Below are 16,577 nucleotides of genomic sequence, written 5' to 3' on the forward strand. Positions count from 1 at the left end.
GCCGGGCGGTGAGGTGGGCCGGGGGTGGACGGGGCCGACCCGGTAGGATCGGCCCGGGCCGTGACTGGCGCGTGGGGATGGAGAACCATCGGGAAGCGGTCCCGTCATGAGGACGCATGCCGAGCGCCTGGGCCTTCCGCACGTCACTGGAGGTCGCATGCCGTCGCCGAACGCCGAATCCACCGCCTTCCGCAGCGCCCTCGAGGTGATCCGCGCCGTCGAGCCGCGGGTGGCCGACGCCATCGGCGCCGAGCTCGCCGACCAGCGCGAGTCACTCAAGCTCATCGCCAGCGAGAACTACGCCTCCCCGGCCACCCTGCTGGCCATGGGCAACTGGTTCAGCGACAAGTACGCCGAGGGCACCGTCGGCCGCCGCTTCTACGCCGGCTGCCAGAACGTCGACACGGTCGAGGCGCTCGCCGCCGAGCACGCCCGGGAGCTGTTCGGCGCGGCCCACGCGTACGTGCAGCCGCACTCCGGCATCGACGCCAACCTGGTGGCGTTCTGGGCGATCCTGGCCGACCGGGTGGAGTCCCCGGCGCTGAAGAAGGCCCAGGTGCGGCAGGTCAACGACCTCACCGAGGCGGACTGGTTCGCGCTGCGCCGGGAGCTGGGCAACCAGCGGATGCTCGGCATGTCGCTGGACGCCGGCGGCCACCTCACCCACGGGTTCCGGCCGAACATCTCCGGCAAGATGTTCGACCAGCGCAGCTACGGCACCGACCCCGCCACCGGCCTGGTCGACTACGACAAGGTCGCCGAGGCCGCGCGCGAGTTCAAGCCGCTGATCCTGGTGGCCGGCTACTCGGCGTACCCGCGGAAGGTCAACTTCCGGATCATGCGGGAGATCGCCGACTCGGTCGGCGCCACCTTCATGGTCGACATGGCGCACTTCGCCGGCCTGGTCGCCGGCAAGGTCTTCACCGGCGACTTCGACCCGGTGCCGCACGCGCACATCGTCACCACCACCACGCACAAGTCGCTGCGCGGCCCGCGCGGCGGCATGGTGCTCTGCCAGCCGGAGCTGGCCGACCAGGTCGACCGGGGCTGCCCGATGGTGCTCGGCGGCCCGCTGCCGCACGTGATGGCCGCCAAGGCCGTCGCCCTGGCCGAGGCCCGCCGTCCCGACTTCGCCGACTACGCGCAGCGCATCGTCGCCAACGCCCAGGCCCTCGCCGAGGGGCTGCTGCGGCGGGGCGGCAAGCTGGTCACCGGCGGCACCGACAACCACCTGGTGCTCATCGACGTCACCGGCTACGGGCTGACCGGCCGGCAGGCCGAGCAGGCGCTGCTCGACTCGGGCATCGTCACCAACCGCAACTCGGTCCCGCAGGACCCGAACGGCGCCTGGTACACCTCCGGCATCCGCATCGGCACCCCGGCGCTGACCACGCGGGGGCTGGGCCCGGCGCAGATGGACGAGACCGCGGAGCTGATCCACACCGTGCTCAGCCAGACCCGGCCGGGCGCGAACCCGGACGGCACCCCGTCGAAGGCCAAGTACGTCCTCGACCCGACCGTCGCCGACCGGGTCAGCAAGCAGGCCAGCGACCTGCTGACCGGCTTCCCGCTCTACCCGGCCGTCGACCTCGGCTGACCGCTCCACCACGACGCCCCCGCCGGCCCCGCCGCGCGGGGGCGTCGCCGTCACCGCGCCCGGCGGTGGCGCAGGGCGCGCAGGCGGTGCAGGACGTCGGTGCCGCCCCGGCCGAAGTGGTCGTGCAGCGCGCGGTACTCGGCGTACAGGTCGTCGTAGGCGGCCGCCCGGGCCGGGTCGGGGTGCCAGGTCTCGCGGTGGCCGGCGCCCATCGCCGCCGAGGCGGCCGGCACGTCCGGGTACGCCCCGGCGGCGACCGCCGCGTGGATCGCCGCGCCCAGCGCCGCCGGGTGGGCGGAGTCCACGACGTGCAGCGGCCGGCCGACCACGTCGGCGTAGATCCGCAGCAGCAGCCGGTTGCGGGTCAACCCGCCGGCCACGGTGAGCTCGTCGACGGCCACCCCGGCGGCGGTGAACGCGTCGACGACGGTCCGGGCGCCGAAGGCGGTCGCCTCCAGCAGCGCCCGCCAGATCTCCTCCGGCCGGGTGGCCAGGGTCAACCCGACCAGCACCCCGCTCAGCTCGTGGTCCATCAGCACCGACCGGTTGCCGCTGTGCCAGTCCAGGGCCAGCAGCCCGTGCCCGCCCACCGGCTGCTCGGCGGCGAGGGCGTCCAGCAGCTCGTACGGGGTCAGCCCGCGGCGGCGCGCCTCGTCGGCGTAGCCGGCCGGCAGGGCGTTGCGGACGTACCAGGCGAAGATGTCGCCGACGCCGCTCTGCCCCGCCTCGTAACCCCAGGCCCCCGTGGTGACGCCCCCGTCGACCACGCCGCACACCCCGGGCACCTCGTGGTACGCGGTCGCGTTCATGATCAGGCAGGTGGAGGTGCCGAGCACGGCGAGCATCCGACCCGGCTCGACCGAGCGGGCCGCCGCCGCGGTGACGTGCGCGTCGATGGATCCGACCGCGACGGCGGTCCCCACCGGCAGCCCGGTCCACCGGGCCGCCTCGGCGGTCAGCCCACCGGCGCGGGCGCCCAGCGGCGCGAGCGGGCCGTCGATCCGGGGCAGCAGCCCGTCGAGGCGGGGGTGCAGGGCGCGCAGGAACTCCGCCGACGGGTACCGCCCGTCCTGCCGCAGCCCCTTGTAGCCGGCGGCGGAGACGTTGCGGATCTCGCGCCCGCAGAGCTGCCAGACCAGCCAGTCCGTGGTCTCGATGAAGCGCTCCGCCCGATCGAAGATCTCCGGGTCGTCCTCCAGCACCTCCAGCGCCTTGGCGAGCTGCCACTCGGCGGAGACCCGGCCGCCGTAGCGGGGCAGCCAGGTCTCGCCGCGCGCGGCGGCGACGTCGTTGATCCGGGCGGCCTGCCGGTGGGCCGCGTGGTGCTTCCACAGCTTCGGGTACGCGTGCGGCCGACCGGCCAGCTCGGGCAGCTCGCAGAGCGGGGTGCCGTCGGCGCGGGTGGGCAGCATCGTGCAGGAGGTGGCGTCGACGCCGATGCCGAGCACGTCCTCGGGGCGCACCCCGGCGGCGCGCAGCGCGGCCGGCACCGCGACCCGGAGCACCTCGCGGTGGTCGTCCGGGTGCTGCAACGCCCAGTCCGGCGGCAGCGGCGTCCCGTCGGGCAGCCGCTCGGTGAGCACCCCGTGCCGGTACGCGTGGACGGCCTCGCCGCGCACGGCACCGTCGGCGACGTCCACCACGACCGCCCGGCCGGAGAGGGTGCCGAAGTCGACCCCGACGACGTGCCGGGGTGGCCCGGCTGCCGGCTGCGCCACCGCTCCTCCTTCCGCCGCGGCGCGCCGGTGCCCGGGGTGGGCGGTCGGTCGGCGGCGGCCGGAGGGCAACGCTAACAACACCGACGGGTGAACGGCAGGCGGTCCGGCGGGGCCCGCGCGGGGCGCGAGATCAGGCGATGGGCCGCTTCAGGTGGTAGCGGTGCACCTCCGTGCTGCCCTGCACGTTGTTCACGTCCTCGGCGGCGGAGACCAGCTCCCAGCCCTCCCGGCCGGCCCGGTTGAGGTGTGCGATCGCGGTGTCGCCGTACGCGGTGATGTCCCGGCGCGACCCGTCCGGGCCGTACCAGATGAAGCTGACATGGAAATTGCGGCCCTGCCCCTGATAGCGGCGGACCAGCAACGCGTACTCCCAGGCGACCATGGCGTCCATTATGGGTGTCCACGAAGGACGGCGGAACACGGGCCGTCGCGCTTTGCCGTGCGGTGAACGCGGTGTGTCAACGTCACGACGCCGGGCCGGGTGCCGCGGCCGGTGGACGCGCTCCGCCCAGCGCTCGTGCAACGGCCCCGAGCCCTCCAGCCCCCGCAACCTCAGCCGGCCAGGGGCGGCCCGACGGCTCGTTCCTCGGCGGACAACTCGGCCCGGGTGGGTGGGTTCGCCCCGCGCCGCCGGCAGGTCCAGGCGGCGACGTGGACGGCGTGGCGGAGCACGGCGGCGACGTCGTCCCGGTCGGCCGCGGCGAGCGCCGCGCGCCGCGTCGCGCCGAGCAGGCCGAGGTCGCTCAGTGCGGCCAGCAATCCAGCCGTGAACGCGTCACCGGCCCCGACCGTGTCCACCACCTCCACCGGCCGGGCGTCCACCTGCACCGCACCGCGTCGGGTGGCCCCCCACGCCCCGCCGGCGCCCCGGGTCACCACCACCAGGCTTACGCCGAGGTCGAGCCACTCCCGGCCGACCTGCTCGTGCCCGCGCCCCGGATGGAGCCAGGCCAGGTCCTCGTGGCTGACCTTGACGATGTCGCTGACCGCCACCAGGTCTTCGACCCGCCTCCGGGCCGTCGTCCGGTCCCCCATCAGTGACGGCCGGCAGTTCGGGTCGTAGCTGATCATCGTGGTGGCCCGCCGGGCGCGCACCAGCGCCCGCACGTCGTCGGCGCCCGGCGGCAGGATCGCGCCGAGCGACCCGGTGTGCAGACAGTCGGCGTGGACGCCCGTGCCGGTCAGCGAGCCGCCCGGGAAGGACCGCCACGCGATGTGGAAGTCGTACCCGGCCTGGCCGTCCGCGTCCACCCTGGTCCGGGCCACGCTGGTGCTCGGCAGGTCGGGCACCGAGCCGGGGTCCAGCCGCACGCCGCTGCCGGCCAGGTGGGCGCGGAGCATCCGCCCGTGTGCGTCGTCGCCGAGCTGGGTCAGCAGGGTGGTGGGCAGGCCGAGGCGGGCGAGGGCCACGGCGACGTTCGCCGGACTGCCCCCTGGGTGGGCGACGACCTCCCCCGGTGGATCCTCGATCAGGTCCACCAGGGTCTCGCCGACAACGGTGATCACAGTCTTCCTTTCCCGAGGCCGCGTCGAGCCCCGGCGACGTGCGGAGCGGCCCTCAGGCCGCCGTCCGGCCCGGGGTCTCCTCGAGGGTGGTCGCACCGGTCATGATCGCCACCGCCTCCGGCATCGTGTGCGACGTCGGCGTCACCACGCCGGCGCAGCGGCCCAGTCGCTGGATGTGGATACGGTCGGCGACCTCGAACACGTGCGGCATGTTGTGGCTGATGAGGATGACCGGCAGTCCCCGCGACCGGACCTCCTCGATCATCCGGAGCACTTGGTTCGACTCCTTGACGCCGAGGGCGGCGGTCGGCTCGTCGAGCACGATCACCTTGCTGCCGAAGGCCGCGGCGCGGGCCACCGAGACCGCCTGGCGCTGCCCGCCGGAGAGGGTCTCGACCGCCTGCGCCACGTTCTGCAGGGTGCCGATGCCGAGGTCGGCGAGGGCCTGGGCGGCCTCGCGCCGCATGCCCTTCTGGTCGAGCATCCGGAAGATCGAGCCGAGCGGACCACGCCGGCGCTTCTCCCGGCCGAGGAAGAGGTTGGTCGCGATGTCCAGCGCCGGTGCGACGGCGAGGGTCTGGTAGACGGTCTCGATGCCGGCGTCCCGGGCGTCCTGGGGGCGCCTGAACTGGGTCGGCTTCCCCTCGACGAACAGTTCCCCGGCGTCCGGGGTGAGCGCGCCGGTCAGGCACTTGATCAGCGTGGACTTGCCCGCGCCGTTGTCCCCGATGACGGCCAGCACCTCGCCGGGATAGAGGTCGAGGTCCACCCCGTCGAGACCGACGACCTTGCCGAACGTCTTCACCAGGCCGCGGGCCGACAGCACCGGTACGCGCCGCTGGGTGTCGTCCGTGCCGGTCCGGCCGCTGGGGGTGTGCGTGGTGGCGGTCATGCCCGCACCTTCCTGATCCACTGGTCGACGGCCACGGCGAGGATCACCAGCAGGCCCACGGCGAGGACGCGGTACTGGTCGTCGACTCCGGCCAGCGACAGGCCGCTGCGGAAGAAGCCGACGATCAACGCGCCGAGCAGGGTGCCGAGCACGGCGCCGCGGCCGCCGAAGAGGCTGGTGCCACCGATGACCACGGCGGTGATGCTCTCCAGGTTCGCGTCGGTGATGGCGTTCGGGCTGGCCGCGCCCGCCCGTCCGATGAGGATCCAGGCGGTGAGGCCGTAGATCGCGCCGGCGACGACGTACACGCTCAGCAGGACCCGGTCGACCCGGATGCCGGCGAGTCGCGACGCCTCCTTGTCGTCGCCCACCGCGTAGACGTGCCGGCCCCAGGCCGTCTTGGCCAGGGCGTAGCCCACCACGAGGTAGAGGATCACCACCGCGACGACACCCGCGGTGATCCGGAACGGCCCCACCGGGAAGGACTCCCCGGTCCAGCTGAGCAGCGGGGGAAGATCGGTGGCCTGCACGCTCTGGCCGCCGGAGTAGAGCAGGCCGATGGCGGTGAAGACGCTGAGCGTACCCAGCGTGACGATGAAGGGTGGCAGCTTCAGGCGGGTCACGAGCGCGCCGTTGAGCGCTCCCGCCGCCGCGCCGACCGCGATGGCGAGGAGGACGGCGAGGGCGCCGGGAAGCCCCTGGCCCTCGGCCAGCTTGGCGGAGAGCATCATGGCCAGGATGACGATCGCGCCGACCGACAGGTCGATGCCCGCGGTCAGGATGATCAGCGTCTGGCCGACGGCGAGCGCGCCGATGACCGCCACCTGCTGCAGGACGAGCGACAGGGAGTTGGGCGAGGCGAAGCGCGGGTTGAGGGTGGAGAAGACGACGAACGAGACGACCAGCACGAGGAACGGGCTGATCGCGGGGTACGCGTGCAGCAGGTGCTGAACGCGTTGCAGCGGTGAGTGCCGGCGCAGGGCGAACTGCTGCGCGGCGGTGGTGGGTCGTGTCGTGGTGCTCACGGCGTACTCCTGCCGTTGTCGGCGGTGGCGGACGACCTGCCCGGCAGGGGCTCCTGGGGAAGGCTCCCCCGGTGCCCCGGCCGTGGCGGTGGTGGCTCAGCCCCAGCAGCGCTGGGCGGCGTCGGTGCTGGTGATGCTCTCGACCCCGGTCGCCGCCTTGTCGGTGACCAGGGTGACGCCGGTGTCGAAGAAGTCGAGTCCCTCGGAGACCTTCGGCTTCTCCCCGTCGTTCGCGATCTTCTTGATCGCCTGCACGCCCATCTCGGCCATCTTCAGCGGGTACTGCTGGGAGGTGGCGCCGATGACGCCGTCCTTGACCTGCCGTACGCCGTCGCAGCCGCCGTCGATGGAGACCACCAGGACGCCCCGGGTCCGGCCCGCCGCCTGCAGCGCCTTGTGCGCGCCGACCGCGGCCGGCTCGTTGATCGTGTAGACCACGTTGATGTCCGGGTTGCGGGTCAGGCAGTTCTCCATCGCCGTGCGTCCGCCGTCCTCGGCGCCGTTGGTCGGCTCGTTGCAGACGATGGTGTAGGTGCCGCCGGAGTAGCTGCCGGTCTTCGCCTCGTCGCCGTTCTTCTTCCGGTCGGCGGTGTCGATGCCCATGCCGGTCAGGAAGCCCTGGTCCCGGTTGTAGTCGACGGAGACGACCTTGTCGTTGAACAGGTCCAGCATCGCGATGGTCGCCGGCTTGCCGCCGAGCTGGCTCGCGGTCCACCGGCCGACCAGCTCGCCGGCCTTGAAGTTGTCCGTGGCGAACGTGATGTCGACGGTGTCGGCCGGGTCGGGCGGGGTGTCCAGCGCGATCACGTAGAGCCCGGCGTCCCGGGCCTTCTTGATGGCCGGGTTGACGCCGGGGCCGTTCGGCGTGATCAGAATGCCGTCGTCCCCGCGGGCGATGGCGTCCTCGATGGCCTGCACCTGGCCGGCCTCGTCGCCGTCCTCCTTGCCCGCGGCCAGGGTCAGCTTCACACCCTCCGCCTCGGCGGCCTTCTTCGCGCCGTTCTGCATGGTGACGAAGAACGGGTTGGTGGAGTTCTTGGTGATCAGCGATACGGCGACGCCCTTGCCCCCGTCTCCCGAGCCGCCGTCACCCGAGGTGTCGCCGCATCCGCTGACGACCATGCTGCCCGCCGCTGCGGCGGCGAGCAGCAGAGCGCCGCGCCGACGGCCAATGCGCTCGATCATTTCATCTCCCTTGACGACTCCCCGGGCCTGCCGGCGAGCGAGTACGACAACGATGTCAGCGCAGTTTCCAAGTGGCGACCCAGGGATGTCAATGGCGTAACGAGACCTTTTCCAGAACCTGCATCGCGTCGCTGCCCTCTTCTTGACATCGATGTCAGGACGCCGCAGGATCGCTCCACCTGTCGACGCCGTCCGCCCGACCGCGAGCACCGCCGGTCGATGCCGCGCACCGACCACGGGCGAAGGCAGGACGGTCCCGGATGGACGGAGGATGTGGATGAGGATCCGCCGATGGCTCGCCGCGTGCACCGCCGCGGCCGTGGTGGCGACGCTGCCCGGCGTCACCGCCAGCGGGGCGCCGCCCGGCACCAGGGACGAGCCGTACCGACCGCAGATCCACTTCAGTCCCGAGCGGAACTGGATGAACGACCCCAACGGGCTGGTGTGGCACGAGGGCGAATGGCACCTCTTCTACCAGTACAACCCCGAGGGCACCCGGTGGGGCAACATGTCCTGGGGGCACGCGGTAAGCCGCGACCTGTTCCACTGGGAGGAACTGCCGGTCGCCATCCCCTGGTCGGCCGACGAGCACATCTTCTCCGGCTCGATCGTGGTCGACGAACGGAACACCTCCGGCTTCGGCCGCCCCGGCGCAGCGGCCATGGTCGCCGTCTACACCAGCGCGTACCCGGCGACCGGCATCCAGGCCCAGTCCCTGGCCTACAGCACCGACCGGGGACGCACCTGGACGAAGTACGCGGGCAACCCGGTCCTCGACCTCGGCTCACGGGAGTTCCGCGACCCGAAGGTCTTCTGGGACGCCGACGCCGGTTACTGGGTCATGGCGATCGTGCTCGCCACCGAGCACAAGGTGCGCTTCTACCGCTCCGACAACCTCCGGTCGTGGCAGCACCTGAGCGACTTCGGGCCCGCCAACGCCGTCGGCGGCGTGTGGGAGGTGCCGGACCTGTTCGAGCTGCCGGTCGACGGCGACCCACAGCGCACCAAGTGGGTACTGGTGGTCAACCTGAACCCGGGGGCGGTGGCCGGCGGGTCGGGAGCGCAGTACTTCGTCGGCGACTGGGACGGCACCACCTTCACCGCCGAGAACGTCGTGACCGGCGACCCGGAACCGCCCGCCGGGACGCTCTTCGCCGACTTCGAGGGCGACTACGCCGGTTGGACGGTGCAGAACGACCCTGAGCTCGGGCCGGGGCCCTTCGGCGCGGCTCCCCACCCGGGGACGGTGCCCGGTCAGCAGCAGGTCAGCGGCTTCCGGGGCCGGTCGCTGGTCAACAGCTTCCTCGGCTTCGACGCGCCGAAGGGGCGGATGGTCTCCCCCGAGTTCACCCTCGGACAGGACTACGTGAACCTCCTCGTCGGCGGCGGCGCGCACCCGCACCTGCCCGGCACGACCACCGAGTTCGTGCCCGCGGGAGCCGAGACGGTGCTCGACTTCGAACTTCCCACCGGCCGGACGTACGAGCAGGCGGGCTGGACGGCGACCGGCGGCCTGCGCGACCGGAGCCCGGTGACGGGACCGCCCCGATCGGAGCGGGGACACGTGGGCGACAAGCTGCTCACCACGTTCTTCGAGGCCGACACGACGACGGGCACCCTGACCTCGCCCGCGTTCACCATCGGACGGAACCATCTGAGCGTCCTCGTCGGCGCCGGCGGTCACGCCGGCGGCGACGCCCCGCCGACCGTGGTCGAGTTGCTCGTCGACGGGCAGGTGGTCCGCACCGCCACCGGGAACTTCTCGGGCTTCATGAACTGGCGCGGCTGGGACGTGACCGAGTACCGGGGCCGCAGCGCCCAGCTGCGCGTCGTCGACGAGAACACCGGCGGCTGGGGCCACCTGCTCGTCGACCACCTGATCGCGACCGACGAACCGGTACTCCCCCGGTCGGTGGAGACCGCCGTCAACCTCGTCGTGGACGGTGAGGTGGTCCGCACCGCGACCGGCAGGGACAGCGAACGCCTCGACTGGGTGGCCTGGGACGTGCGCGACCTTGCCGGCCGGCGGGCCCACCTGGAGATCAACGACTTCAACTCGGGCGGCTGGGGGCACATCCTCGTCGACCACGTGATGTTCGGTGACCGGCCCGCGCACAGCGAACTGGAACGCTACGACTGGGTGGACCACGGCAAGGACTACTACGCGGCCGTCTCCTACAACGGTGTTCCGGGAGGCAAGCGCGTCCTGCTCGGGTGGATGAACAACTGGCAGTACGCCGGCGACATCCCCACCTCGCCCTGGCGCGGCGCGATGGCCCTGCCGCGGGAGTTCGGGCTGGCCACCATCGACGGCGAGGTCCGGCTGGTCCAGCGGCCGGCGGCGCAGATCCGCAGCCTGCGCGGCGCGGATGCGTTCACCCTGCGCGACGCCGTCCTCGCCCCCGGCGTACGGGACCTGCCGCCCGCCGCCGACGGCGCCGTGCTGGAGATCGAGGCGGAGTTCGAGCTGCGCGACGCCGACCGCTTCGGTCTGCACGTGCGCGGCGGCGACGACGAACGGACGGTGATCGGGTACGACGCGGCGGCACGACGCCTCTTCGTCGACCGGACCCGGTCCGGCCGCGTCGAGGTCGGTCCGCTCTTCCCCGGCGTGCACTCCGGTCCCCTGTCGGTGGACGGGAGCCGGGTGCGGATGACGGTCTACGTGGACCGCTCCTCCGTCGAGGTCTTCGGCGGCGCGGGTCAGACCACGATCACGGACCAGATCTTCCCCGCGCCGTCCAGCGACCAGACCCGTCTGTTCGCCGAGGGCGGGGAGGTGCTGGTGCGCTCGCTCACGGTCCGGCCGTTGCGCTCGGTGTGGCGATAGTCTGAGTGTCGATCATCGGCGGTCGGAGGGCCGGGTCACACCGGTCCCCGGCCGCCGCCGCAGCAGCATCCCGGTAGGAGCGCTCATGCACGCCGCCGCCTCCGCCCCGTCGACCGCCGCCAAGGCCCGGCCCACGCTGCGGGACGTCGCGCTGCTCGCGGGAGTGAGTCCGAAGACCGTCTCCCGGGTCGTCAACGGCGAGGCGGGCGTCTCCGCCCCGAAGACCGCCGCGGTGCAGCGGGCGATCGCGCAGCTGGACTACCGGCCGAACTTCACCGCGAGCAGTCTCCGCCGCGCCGGTGGCCGCAGCGCCGCGATCGCGGCGATCCTGGAGGACGTGGCCAACCCGTTCTCCGCCGCCCTGCACCGGGCCCTGGAGGACGCCGCTCGGGAACGGGGGGTGCTCATCTTCGCCGGGAGCGTCGACGAGGATCCGGCACGGGAACGGGACCTGATCCGGGCCTTCACGATGCGGCAGGCCGACGCCCTGGTCGTCGTGCCGGCCAGCGACAACCAGAGCTACCTGGCGGGTGAGGTCGACGCCGGCACCCCCGTGGTGTTCGTCGACCGTCCGCCGGTCGGGCTGGCCGTCGACGCCGTCCTCACCGACAACCACGAGGGTGCCGCCGCCGCCGTGCGGCATCTCGTCCGGCACGGTCATCGCGACATCGCCTACCTGGGCGACCTGCGGACCATCCCGACGGCCCGGCAGCGGTTCCAGGGCTTCAAGGAAGCGCTCAGCGATCACGGCATCCGGCCGTCGCCCTCCCTCATCGTCCACGACCTGCACACCGAGCGGGAGGCCGAGGACGCCGTACGCCGGCTGCTGTCCGCGCAGTCCCGGCCCACCGCGCTCTTCACGTCCCAGAACCTCGTCACCATCGGCGCGATCCGGGCCCTGCAGCAGCTCGGTCGCCAGCACGACGTGGCCCTGGTCGGCTTCGACGACTTCCCGCTGGCCGACCTGCTCCAGCCGGCGGTCACGGTCGTCGCACAAAACCCGTCCGAGATGGGCCGCGTCGCCGCGTCACTGCTCTTCCGTCGCCTGGACGGCGAACAGTGGCCGGCCAGGAGTCACCTGGTCGCGAGCCGGTTGATCCCGCGCGGCACCGGCGAGATCACCGGGCCGCACCCGGGCTGACCGGGAGCGCTCGCGACCGGGCCGCCAGTTCGTCGGCCACCAGCGCGGCGAGCCGGTCCAGGCCGAGGTCGATCTGCTCCGGGGTGACCGCGCTGACCGACAGCCGCAGCGCGTCGACCGGGGCGCCGTCGTCGTAGAAGTGCGCCATCGGCGTCCAGAGCAGCCCGTACTCGCGGGCGGAGCGGTGCAGCAGCGCGTCGTCGACGGCGAACGGCACGGTGACCACCACGAAGAACCCGCCGGCCGGCACGTTCCACCGCACCGCCGACGCGTCCGGCGGGAAGCGCCGGGCCAGGCCGTCGACGAGGTGGCGCAGGTTGCGGCCGTACGCGGCCCGCTCCCGGGCGGTGGCCGCCACCAGGCTGCACCCGTGTTCCAGCAGCGCGCCGCCGACGACGGCCTGGGCGATCGCCGAGGTGTTCACCGTGACCATGCTCTTGATCTTGGCGAGCTGGTCGGCGAGCAGGCCCACCGCGCCGTCGGAGCCGGCGACGCGCTGGTCGGCGACCACGTAGCCCACGCGGGCGCCGGGCAGCACCGTCTTGGCGAACGAGCCGAGATAGACCACCCGCCGCGCGGAGTCCAGCGCCTTCAACGTGGGCAGCCGCCCCGCGTCCCCGGCCGGGAAGAGACCGTACGGGTTGTCCTCCAGCAGCAGCAGGTCCTCCTCGGCGGCCAGGTCGAGCAGCCGACGCCGGTCGGCCAGCCCGATGCTCGTCCCCGACGGGTTGGCGAAGTCCGGCATCACGTAGCACGCGCGCGGGCGCAGCCCCGCCGCCCGGGCCCGGCGCACCTGCTCGCGCAGGTCGGCCAGGTCCACCCCGGCCGGGCCGCCGGCCACCGGCCGCACCGGCAGGTCCAGCAGCCGCGCGGCCCCGGTCAGCCCCACGTACGTCGGGGCGACGGCGAGCAGCACGTCACGCGGGTCGGCCCGCAGCGCCCGCAGCACCAGGAACATCGCCTCCTGGCAGCCGACGGTCACCACGATCGCCTCCGGGTCGACCGTGATGTCCTCGTCGACGGCGAGGTTGCGGGCGACGAGGTGGTGCACGACGCCCTTGGTGCGCCCGTACTGGAACAGGGTCCGGTGCACCTGCTCGGGGCTCTGCCCGAGGTCGTCGGCCAGGTGCCGGCGGAACGTCTCCAGGTGCCGGTGCAGCGCGGCCACGTCGAAGAACTCCTCGTACGGCCGGCCCGCCGCCAGTGACACCGCGTCGGGATAGTGCTGCGCCACCTCGTTGAGGAAGTTCATCGAGTTCAGCGCCGGGTCGTCGACCGCCGGGTGCAGGTCGGCGACGCGCAGGTCCACCGGTTCGGTCACCGCTGCGCCTCCGTCAGCACCCGCAGCCCGCGCACGGCCGCCGGATCGCCGCAGCCGGCCAGCGTCAGGGCGTCGCGGAACTCGCCGGCCAGCAGCGCCAGCGCGCTCTCCGCGCCGGCCCGCCCCCCGACCGCGAGCGCCCACAGCATCGGCCGGCCGACCAGCACCCCCCGCGCGCCGAGGGCGAGCGCGCGCAGCACGTCGACGCCGCCGCGCACGCCGCTGTCCAGCAGCACCTCGCACCGGTCGGCCACCGCCGTCACCACCTCGGGCAGCACGGTGGCGGTGCCCGGCGCGCCGTCGAGCTGACGGCCGCCGTGGTTGGAGACCACCACGGCGTCCGCGCCGGCGGCCGCCGCCAACTCCGCGTCGCGCGGGTCCAGGATGCCCTTCACCACCAGCGGCAGGGCGGTACGGCCCCGCAGCCAGTCCAGGTCCGCCCAGCTCAGCGCGGGCGCGAAGACCTCACCGGTGTGCGCGGCGACGGCCGAGACGCCCGGCGTGGCGGCGTGCGCGAGCGCGTCGCGGCCGGCCGGCAGGTTCGCGGCGACGACGTGCGGCGGGATGGCGAAGCCGTTGCGGACGTCGCGCAGCCGCCGGCCGAGGATCGGCACGTCGACGGTGACGGTCAGCGCGGTGCACCCGGCGGCGTGCGCCCGGTCCAGCAGGTCCGCGACGAGGGCCCGGTCCCGCAGCCAGTAGAGCTGGAACCAGACGGTCGCGCCGGTCGCCGTGATCTCCTCGACGGGCACGCTGCTCAGCGTGCTGGCCACGTACGGCACGCCGGCCGCGCGGGCCGCCGCCGCGAGCGCCGTCTCGCCGTCGGGATGCACCAGCCGCTGGTAGGCCATCGGCGCCACCGCCACCGGCATGGCGCAGGGGGAGCCGAGCAGCCGCGTGTCGGTGCGCGCAGCGTCCACTCCGCGCAGCACGCGGGGCAGCACCGCCACCCGGTCGAGGGCGCGCCGGTTCGCCGCGAGGGTGGTCTCCGTGCCGCTGCCGCCGTCGATGAAGTCCCACACGTGGGCGGGGAGCACCGCCCGGGCCCGCTCGGCGAAGTCGGCCAGGCCGGCGGGTGCGGCCGGCTCACCGACCGGCACCTCGTGGCGGGGCAGCACGGTCTCAGCCATGAATGGTCTCCTCTCCCGCCGGGGCCGGGAGACCGAAGCGCGCCCGCAGGAACGCGGCGGCCTGGTCCTGGGCGCGGCGGCCGTCGTCGAACGCGCCGGGCATGGCGAAGAAGCCGTGGATCATGCCGGCGTACCGGGTGAGGGTGGTCGGCACCCCCGCGTCGCGCAGTCGGTGGGCGTACCGCTCCCCCTCCGCGCACAGCGGATCGTGCTCGGCGGTGATCACCAGCGCCGGCGGCAGACCGGTCAGCTCCTCGGCGCGCAACGGCGAGGCCAGCGGGTGCGCCGCGTCGGCGGGGTCGGCGAAGTAGTGGCCGCGGTACCAGGCGACCGAGCGGCGGTTGAACAGCAGCGGGTCCTCGCCGTCGCCGCCCGGCTCACCGGTCTGGTCGGTGTTCGGGTACACCAGCAGCTGGGCGGCGAGCCGGGGCCCGCCGCCGTCGCGGGCCAACAGGGTGACGGCGGCGGCGAGGTTGCCCCCGGCGCTGTCCCCGCCGACCGCCAGCCGCTCCGGGTCGGCGCCGAACTCCTCGGGGTGCGCGGCGATCCACCGGGTGGCCGCGTGGCAGTCGTGCACGGCGGCCGGGAACGGGTGCTCCGGGGCCAGCCGGTAGCCGACGGTGACCACCTGGCAGGGCACCGCGTTGGCCAGCCGCCGGCAGATGCCGTCGGCGGTGTCGACGCTGCCCAGCGTCCAGCCCCCGCCGAAGAAGTAGACCAGGGTGGCCAGTGGCCCCTTCCCCGCCGGCCGGTGGATGCGCACCGGCAGGTCGCCGGCCGGGCCGGGCACGTGCGTGTCGCGCACCTCGTGCACCGGCTCGACCGCGCCGCCGCCGGCGCGGATCGCGGCGAGGTCGGCGGCGCGGGCCTCGGCGAGGGTCTGCGTGTACAGCGGCGGGGTGCCGGCCGCCTCCCGGGCGGCCCGGTACGCCGCGACCTGCGGGTGGACGCTCACGCCGACTCCCCTCCGGTGTGCACCAGCAACTTGTCGATGCCGCGCAGGAACAGGCTTCCGCTGTACGTGGGCGCCTCGGCGACCGCGAGCCGGGGGAAGCGGGCCAGCAGCTTCGGCAGCGCGAGCCGGCCCTCCAGCCGGGACACCGCCGCGCCGAGGCAGAAGTGCAGGCCGACGCCGAAGGCGAGCGACGGCGGGCCGGACCGGCGCGGGTCGAAGCGGTCCGGGTCGGGGAACCGCGCCGGGTCACGGTTGGCGGCGGCGAGCACCAGCAGCACGTTCTGGTCCCGCTCGACCGGCACCCCGCCCAGCTCGGTGTCCCGGGGCGCGGCCCTTGCCAGGAAGTGCACCGGGGCCTCCAGCCGCAGGATCTCGTCGACGGTGCCCCGGGTCAGCGCGTCGTCGCCGGGCAGGGCGGCGGCCACGTCGGGGTGGGCCAGCAGCAGCGGCAGCCCGTTGCTGAACATGTAGACGGTGGTGACGAAGGCGGCGTTGAACAACACGATCAGATTGCTGATCAGCTCGTCGGCGGTCAGCTCCACGTCGCCGGAGTCGACCGCCTCCACCAGCCCGCTGATCAGGTCCTCGCCCGGCTGCCGGCGCCGGTGCGCGATCAGGTCGGCGTAGAAGTCGCGTAGCTCGGCGGCGGCGGTGTTGGCGGCGGCGAGCCGCTCCGGGGTCTTGCCCGCCACGTCCAGGAACTCGTCGATCCGCTCCACGCGTTGCCGGTAGAAGTCCAGCTCCCCGGCGGGGATGCCGATGAACTCCGCCATCACCAGGGCCGGCATCGGGTACGCGAACTCCGCGACGAAGTCGAACCCCGTGTCACCGGCGTCGGCCATCCGGTCCAGCAGCCCGTCGACGACCCGGTGCACGGCCGGCTCCAGCGCGCCCAGCCGGCGCGGGGTGAAGGTCTTCGCGAAGACCGCCCGCATCCGGGTGTGGTCGGGCGGGTTGACGAACATCATCGAGGTCTGCAGGGTGCGCAGCACCTCCTGCTCCTGCCAGCCCGGCGGCGCCTGCTTGTACCACTCCGGGTCGCGCAGCACCTGGCTGACCAGGTCGTAGCCGACGGCGACGGCGGCGACCGTCCGGTGCTCGGCGCGCGCGGGCACCGGGCTGACCGGCCCCAGCTCGTGCAGCCCCGCGTAGCAGGGGTACGGGTCCTGCCGGCCCTCGTCGCTGTAGAGCCGGGTCAGCAGTTGCGTGACGTCCACGGTCGATCTGTCTCCCCCCAGGAACGGTGGCGGGGGGGGGGGGGGGGGGGGGGGGGGGGG

At 73.7% G+C, this 16,577-nt stretch carries 13 protein-coding genes and 1 riboswitch; of the genes, 3 read left to right on the plus strand and 10 right to left on the minus strand.

Annotated features, from left to right (window positions below):
• Positions 1-50 precede the first annotated feature (50 nt).
• A riboswitch (ZMP/ZTP riboswitch) is annotated at positions 51-140 on the plus strand.
• Positions 141-157: 17 nt separating this feature from the next.
• Positions 158-1,597: a glycine hydroxymethyltransferase gene (locus tag ACSNOB_RS28525; protein WP_436690076.1), complete on the plus strand. Its 1,440-nt coding sequence runs from the start codon at positions 158-160 to the stop codon at positions 1,595-1,597.
• Between the two features lie 50 nt (positions 1,598-1,647).
• On the opposite strand, the gene araB is transcribed toward ACSNOB_RS28525, so the two are convergent.
• The 6 genes from araB to ACSNOB_RS28555 form a co-directional block, all read right to left on the minus strand.
• Complete coding sequence (gene araB / locus ACSNOB_RS28530; protein ID WP_436690078.1) at positions 1,648-3,315, minus strand: ribulokinase; 1,668 nt, start codon at positions 3,313-3,315, stop codon at positions 1,648-1,650.
• Positions 3,316-3,445: 130 nt separating this feature from the next.
• The gene (locus ACSNOB_RS28535; protein WP_436690080.1) at positions 3,446-3,706 is read right to left on the minus strand and encodes a hypothetical protein; all 261 of its coding nucleotides are present in this window, start codon (positions 3,704-3,706) and stop codon (positions 3,446-3,448) included.
• Between the two features lie 161 nt (positions 3,707-3,867).
• On the minus strand, positions 3,868-4,821 hold the full coding sequence (locus ACSNOB_RS28540; protein WP_436690082.1) for a carbohydrate kinase family protein: 954 nt from the start codon (positions 4,819-4,821) through the stop codon (positions 3,868-3,870).
• Positions 4,822-4,873: 52 nt separating this feature from the next.
• Positions 4,874-5,713, minus strand: coding sequence for an ATP-binding cassette domain-containing protein (locus ACSNOB_RS28545; protein ID WP_436690084.1), 840 nt, complete (start codon positions 5,711-5,713; stop codon positions 4,874-4,876).
• Positions 5,710-6,738 (minus strand): ABC transporter permease, encoded by a 1,029-nt coding sequence (locus ACSNOB_RS28550; RefSeq protein WP_436690086.1) that lies wholly within the window; start codon positions 6,736-6,738, stop codon positions 5,710-5,712. Before ACSNOB_RS28550 ends, ACSNOB_RS28545 begins: the two co-directional genes overlap by 4 nt.
• Before the next feature lie 96 nt (positions 6,739-6,834).
• Positions 6,835-7,923 (minus strand): substrate-binding domain-containing protein, encoded by a 1,089-nt coding sequence (locus ACSNOB_RS28555; RefSeq protein WP_436690088.1) that lies wholly within the window; start codon positions 7,921-7,923, stop codon positions 6,835-6,837.
• Between the two features lie 277 nt (positions 7,924-8,200).
• Between ACSNOB_RS28555 and ACSNOB_RS28560 the strand changes: the two genes are divergently transcribed.
• Together ACSNOB_RS28560 and ACSNOB_RS28565 are read left to right on the plus strand one after the other, a co-directional pair.
• A complete protein-coding gene (locus tag ACSNOB_RS28560) occupies positions 8,201-10,753 on the plus strand; it encodes a GH32 C-terminal domain-containing protein (RefSeq protein ID WP_436690090.1) in 2,553 nt (850 codons plus the stop codon).
• A gap of 85 nt (positions 10,754-10,838) precedes the next feature.
• Entirely contained in the window at positions 10,839-11,894 is a 1,056-nt protein-coding gene (locus ACSNOB_RS28565; protein ID WP_436690092.1) for a LacI family DNA-binding transcriptional regulator, read from the plus strand.
• Here the strand turns inward: ACSNOB_RS28565 and ACSNOB_RS28570 are convergent.
• From ACSNOB_RS28570 to ACSNOB_RS28585, 4 genes are read right to left on the minus strand one after another with little or no spacing between them, the layout of a single operon-like run.
• On the minus strand, positions 11,872-13,269 hold the full coding sequence (locus tag ACSNOB_RS28570) for a PLP-dependent aminotransferase family protein (protein ID WP_436690100.1): 1,398 nt from the start codon (positions 13,267-13,269) through the stop codon (positions 11,872-11,874). The two genes, ACSNOB_RS28565 and ACSNOB_RS28570, sit on opposite strands and share 23 nt — an antisense overlap.
• Positions 13,212-14,345 carry an alpha-hydroxy acid oxidase gene (locus ACSNOB_RS28575; protein ID WP_436690094.1) on the minus strand — a complete coding sequence of 378 codons (1,134 nt, stop codon included), beginning with the start codon at positions 14,343-14,345 and terminating at the stop codon, positions 13,212-13,214. Before ACSNOB_RS28575 ends, ACSNOB_RS28570 begins: the two co-directional genes overlap by 58 nt.
• The gene (locus ACSNOB_RS28580) at positions 14,338-15,300 is read right to left on the minus strand and encodes an alpha/beta hydrolase (RefSeq protein WP_436690096.1); all 963 of its coding nucleotides are present in this window, start codon (positions 15,298-15,300) and stop codon (positions 14,338-14,340) included. The genes ACSNOB_RS28575 and ACSNOB_RS28580 overlap by 8 nt, the downstream gene beginning before the upstream one ends.
• Entirely contained in the window at positions 15,297-16,517 is a 1,221-nt protein-coding gene (locus ACSNOB_RS28585) for a cytochrome P450 (RefSeq protein ID WP_436690098.1), read from the minus strand. The genes ACSNOB_RS28580 and ACSNOB_RS28585 overlap by 4 nt, the downstream gene beginning before the upstream one ends.
• Positions 16,518-16,577 lie beyond the last annotated feature (60 nt).

The sequence above is a fragment of the Micromonospora sp. URMC 106 genome (assembly GCF_051386395.1).
Classification (GTDB): Bacteria; Actinomycetota; Actinomycetes; order Mycobacteriales; family Micromonosporaceae; genus Micromonospora.

Bases quoted from the DNA above. Each gene is read 5' to 3' on its own strand.
- ACSNOB_RS28525 (WP_436690076.1), top strand. From the start codon at position 158: ATGCCGTCGCCGAACGCCGAATCCACCGCCTTCCGCAGCGCCCTCGAG.
- ACSNOB_RS28535 (WP_436690080.1), bottom strand. From the start codon at position 3,706: ATGGACGCCATGGTCGCCTGGGAGTACGCGTTGCTGGTCCGCCGCTAT.
- ACSNOB_RS28545 (WP_436690084.1), bottom strand. From the start codon at position 5,713: ATGACCGCCACCACGCACACCCCCAGCGGCCGGACCGGCACGGACGAC.
- ACSNOB_RS28555 (WP_436690088.1), bottom strand. From the start codon at position 7,923: ATGATCGAGCGCATTGGCCGTCGGCGCGGCGCTCTGCTGCTCGCCGCC.
- ACSNOB_RS28560 (WP_436690090.1), top strand. From the start codon at position 8,201: ATGAGGATCCGCCGATGGCTCGCCGCGTGCACCGCCGCGGCCGTGGTG.
- ACSNOB_RS28565 (WP_436690092.1), top strand. From the start codon at position 10,839: ATGCACGCCGCCGCCTCCGCCCCGTCGACCGCCGCCAAGGCCCGGCCC.
- ACSNOB_RS28575 (WP_436690094.1), bottom strand. From the start codon at position 14,345: ATGGCTGAGACCGTGCTGCCCCGCCACGAGGTGCCGGTCGGTGAGCCG.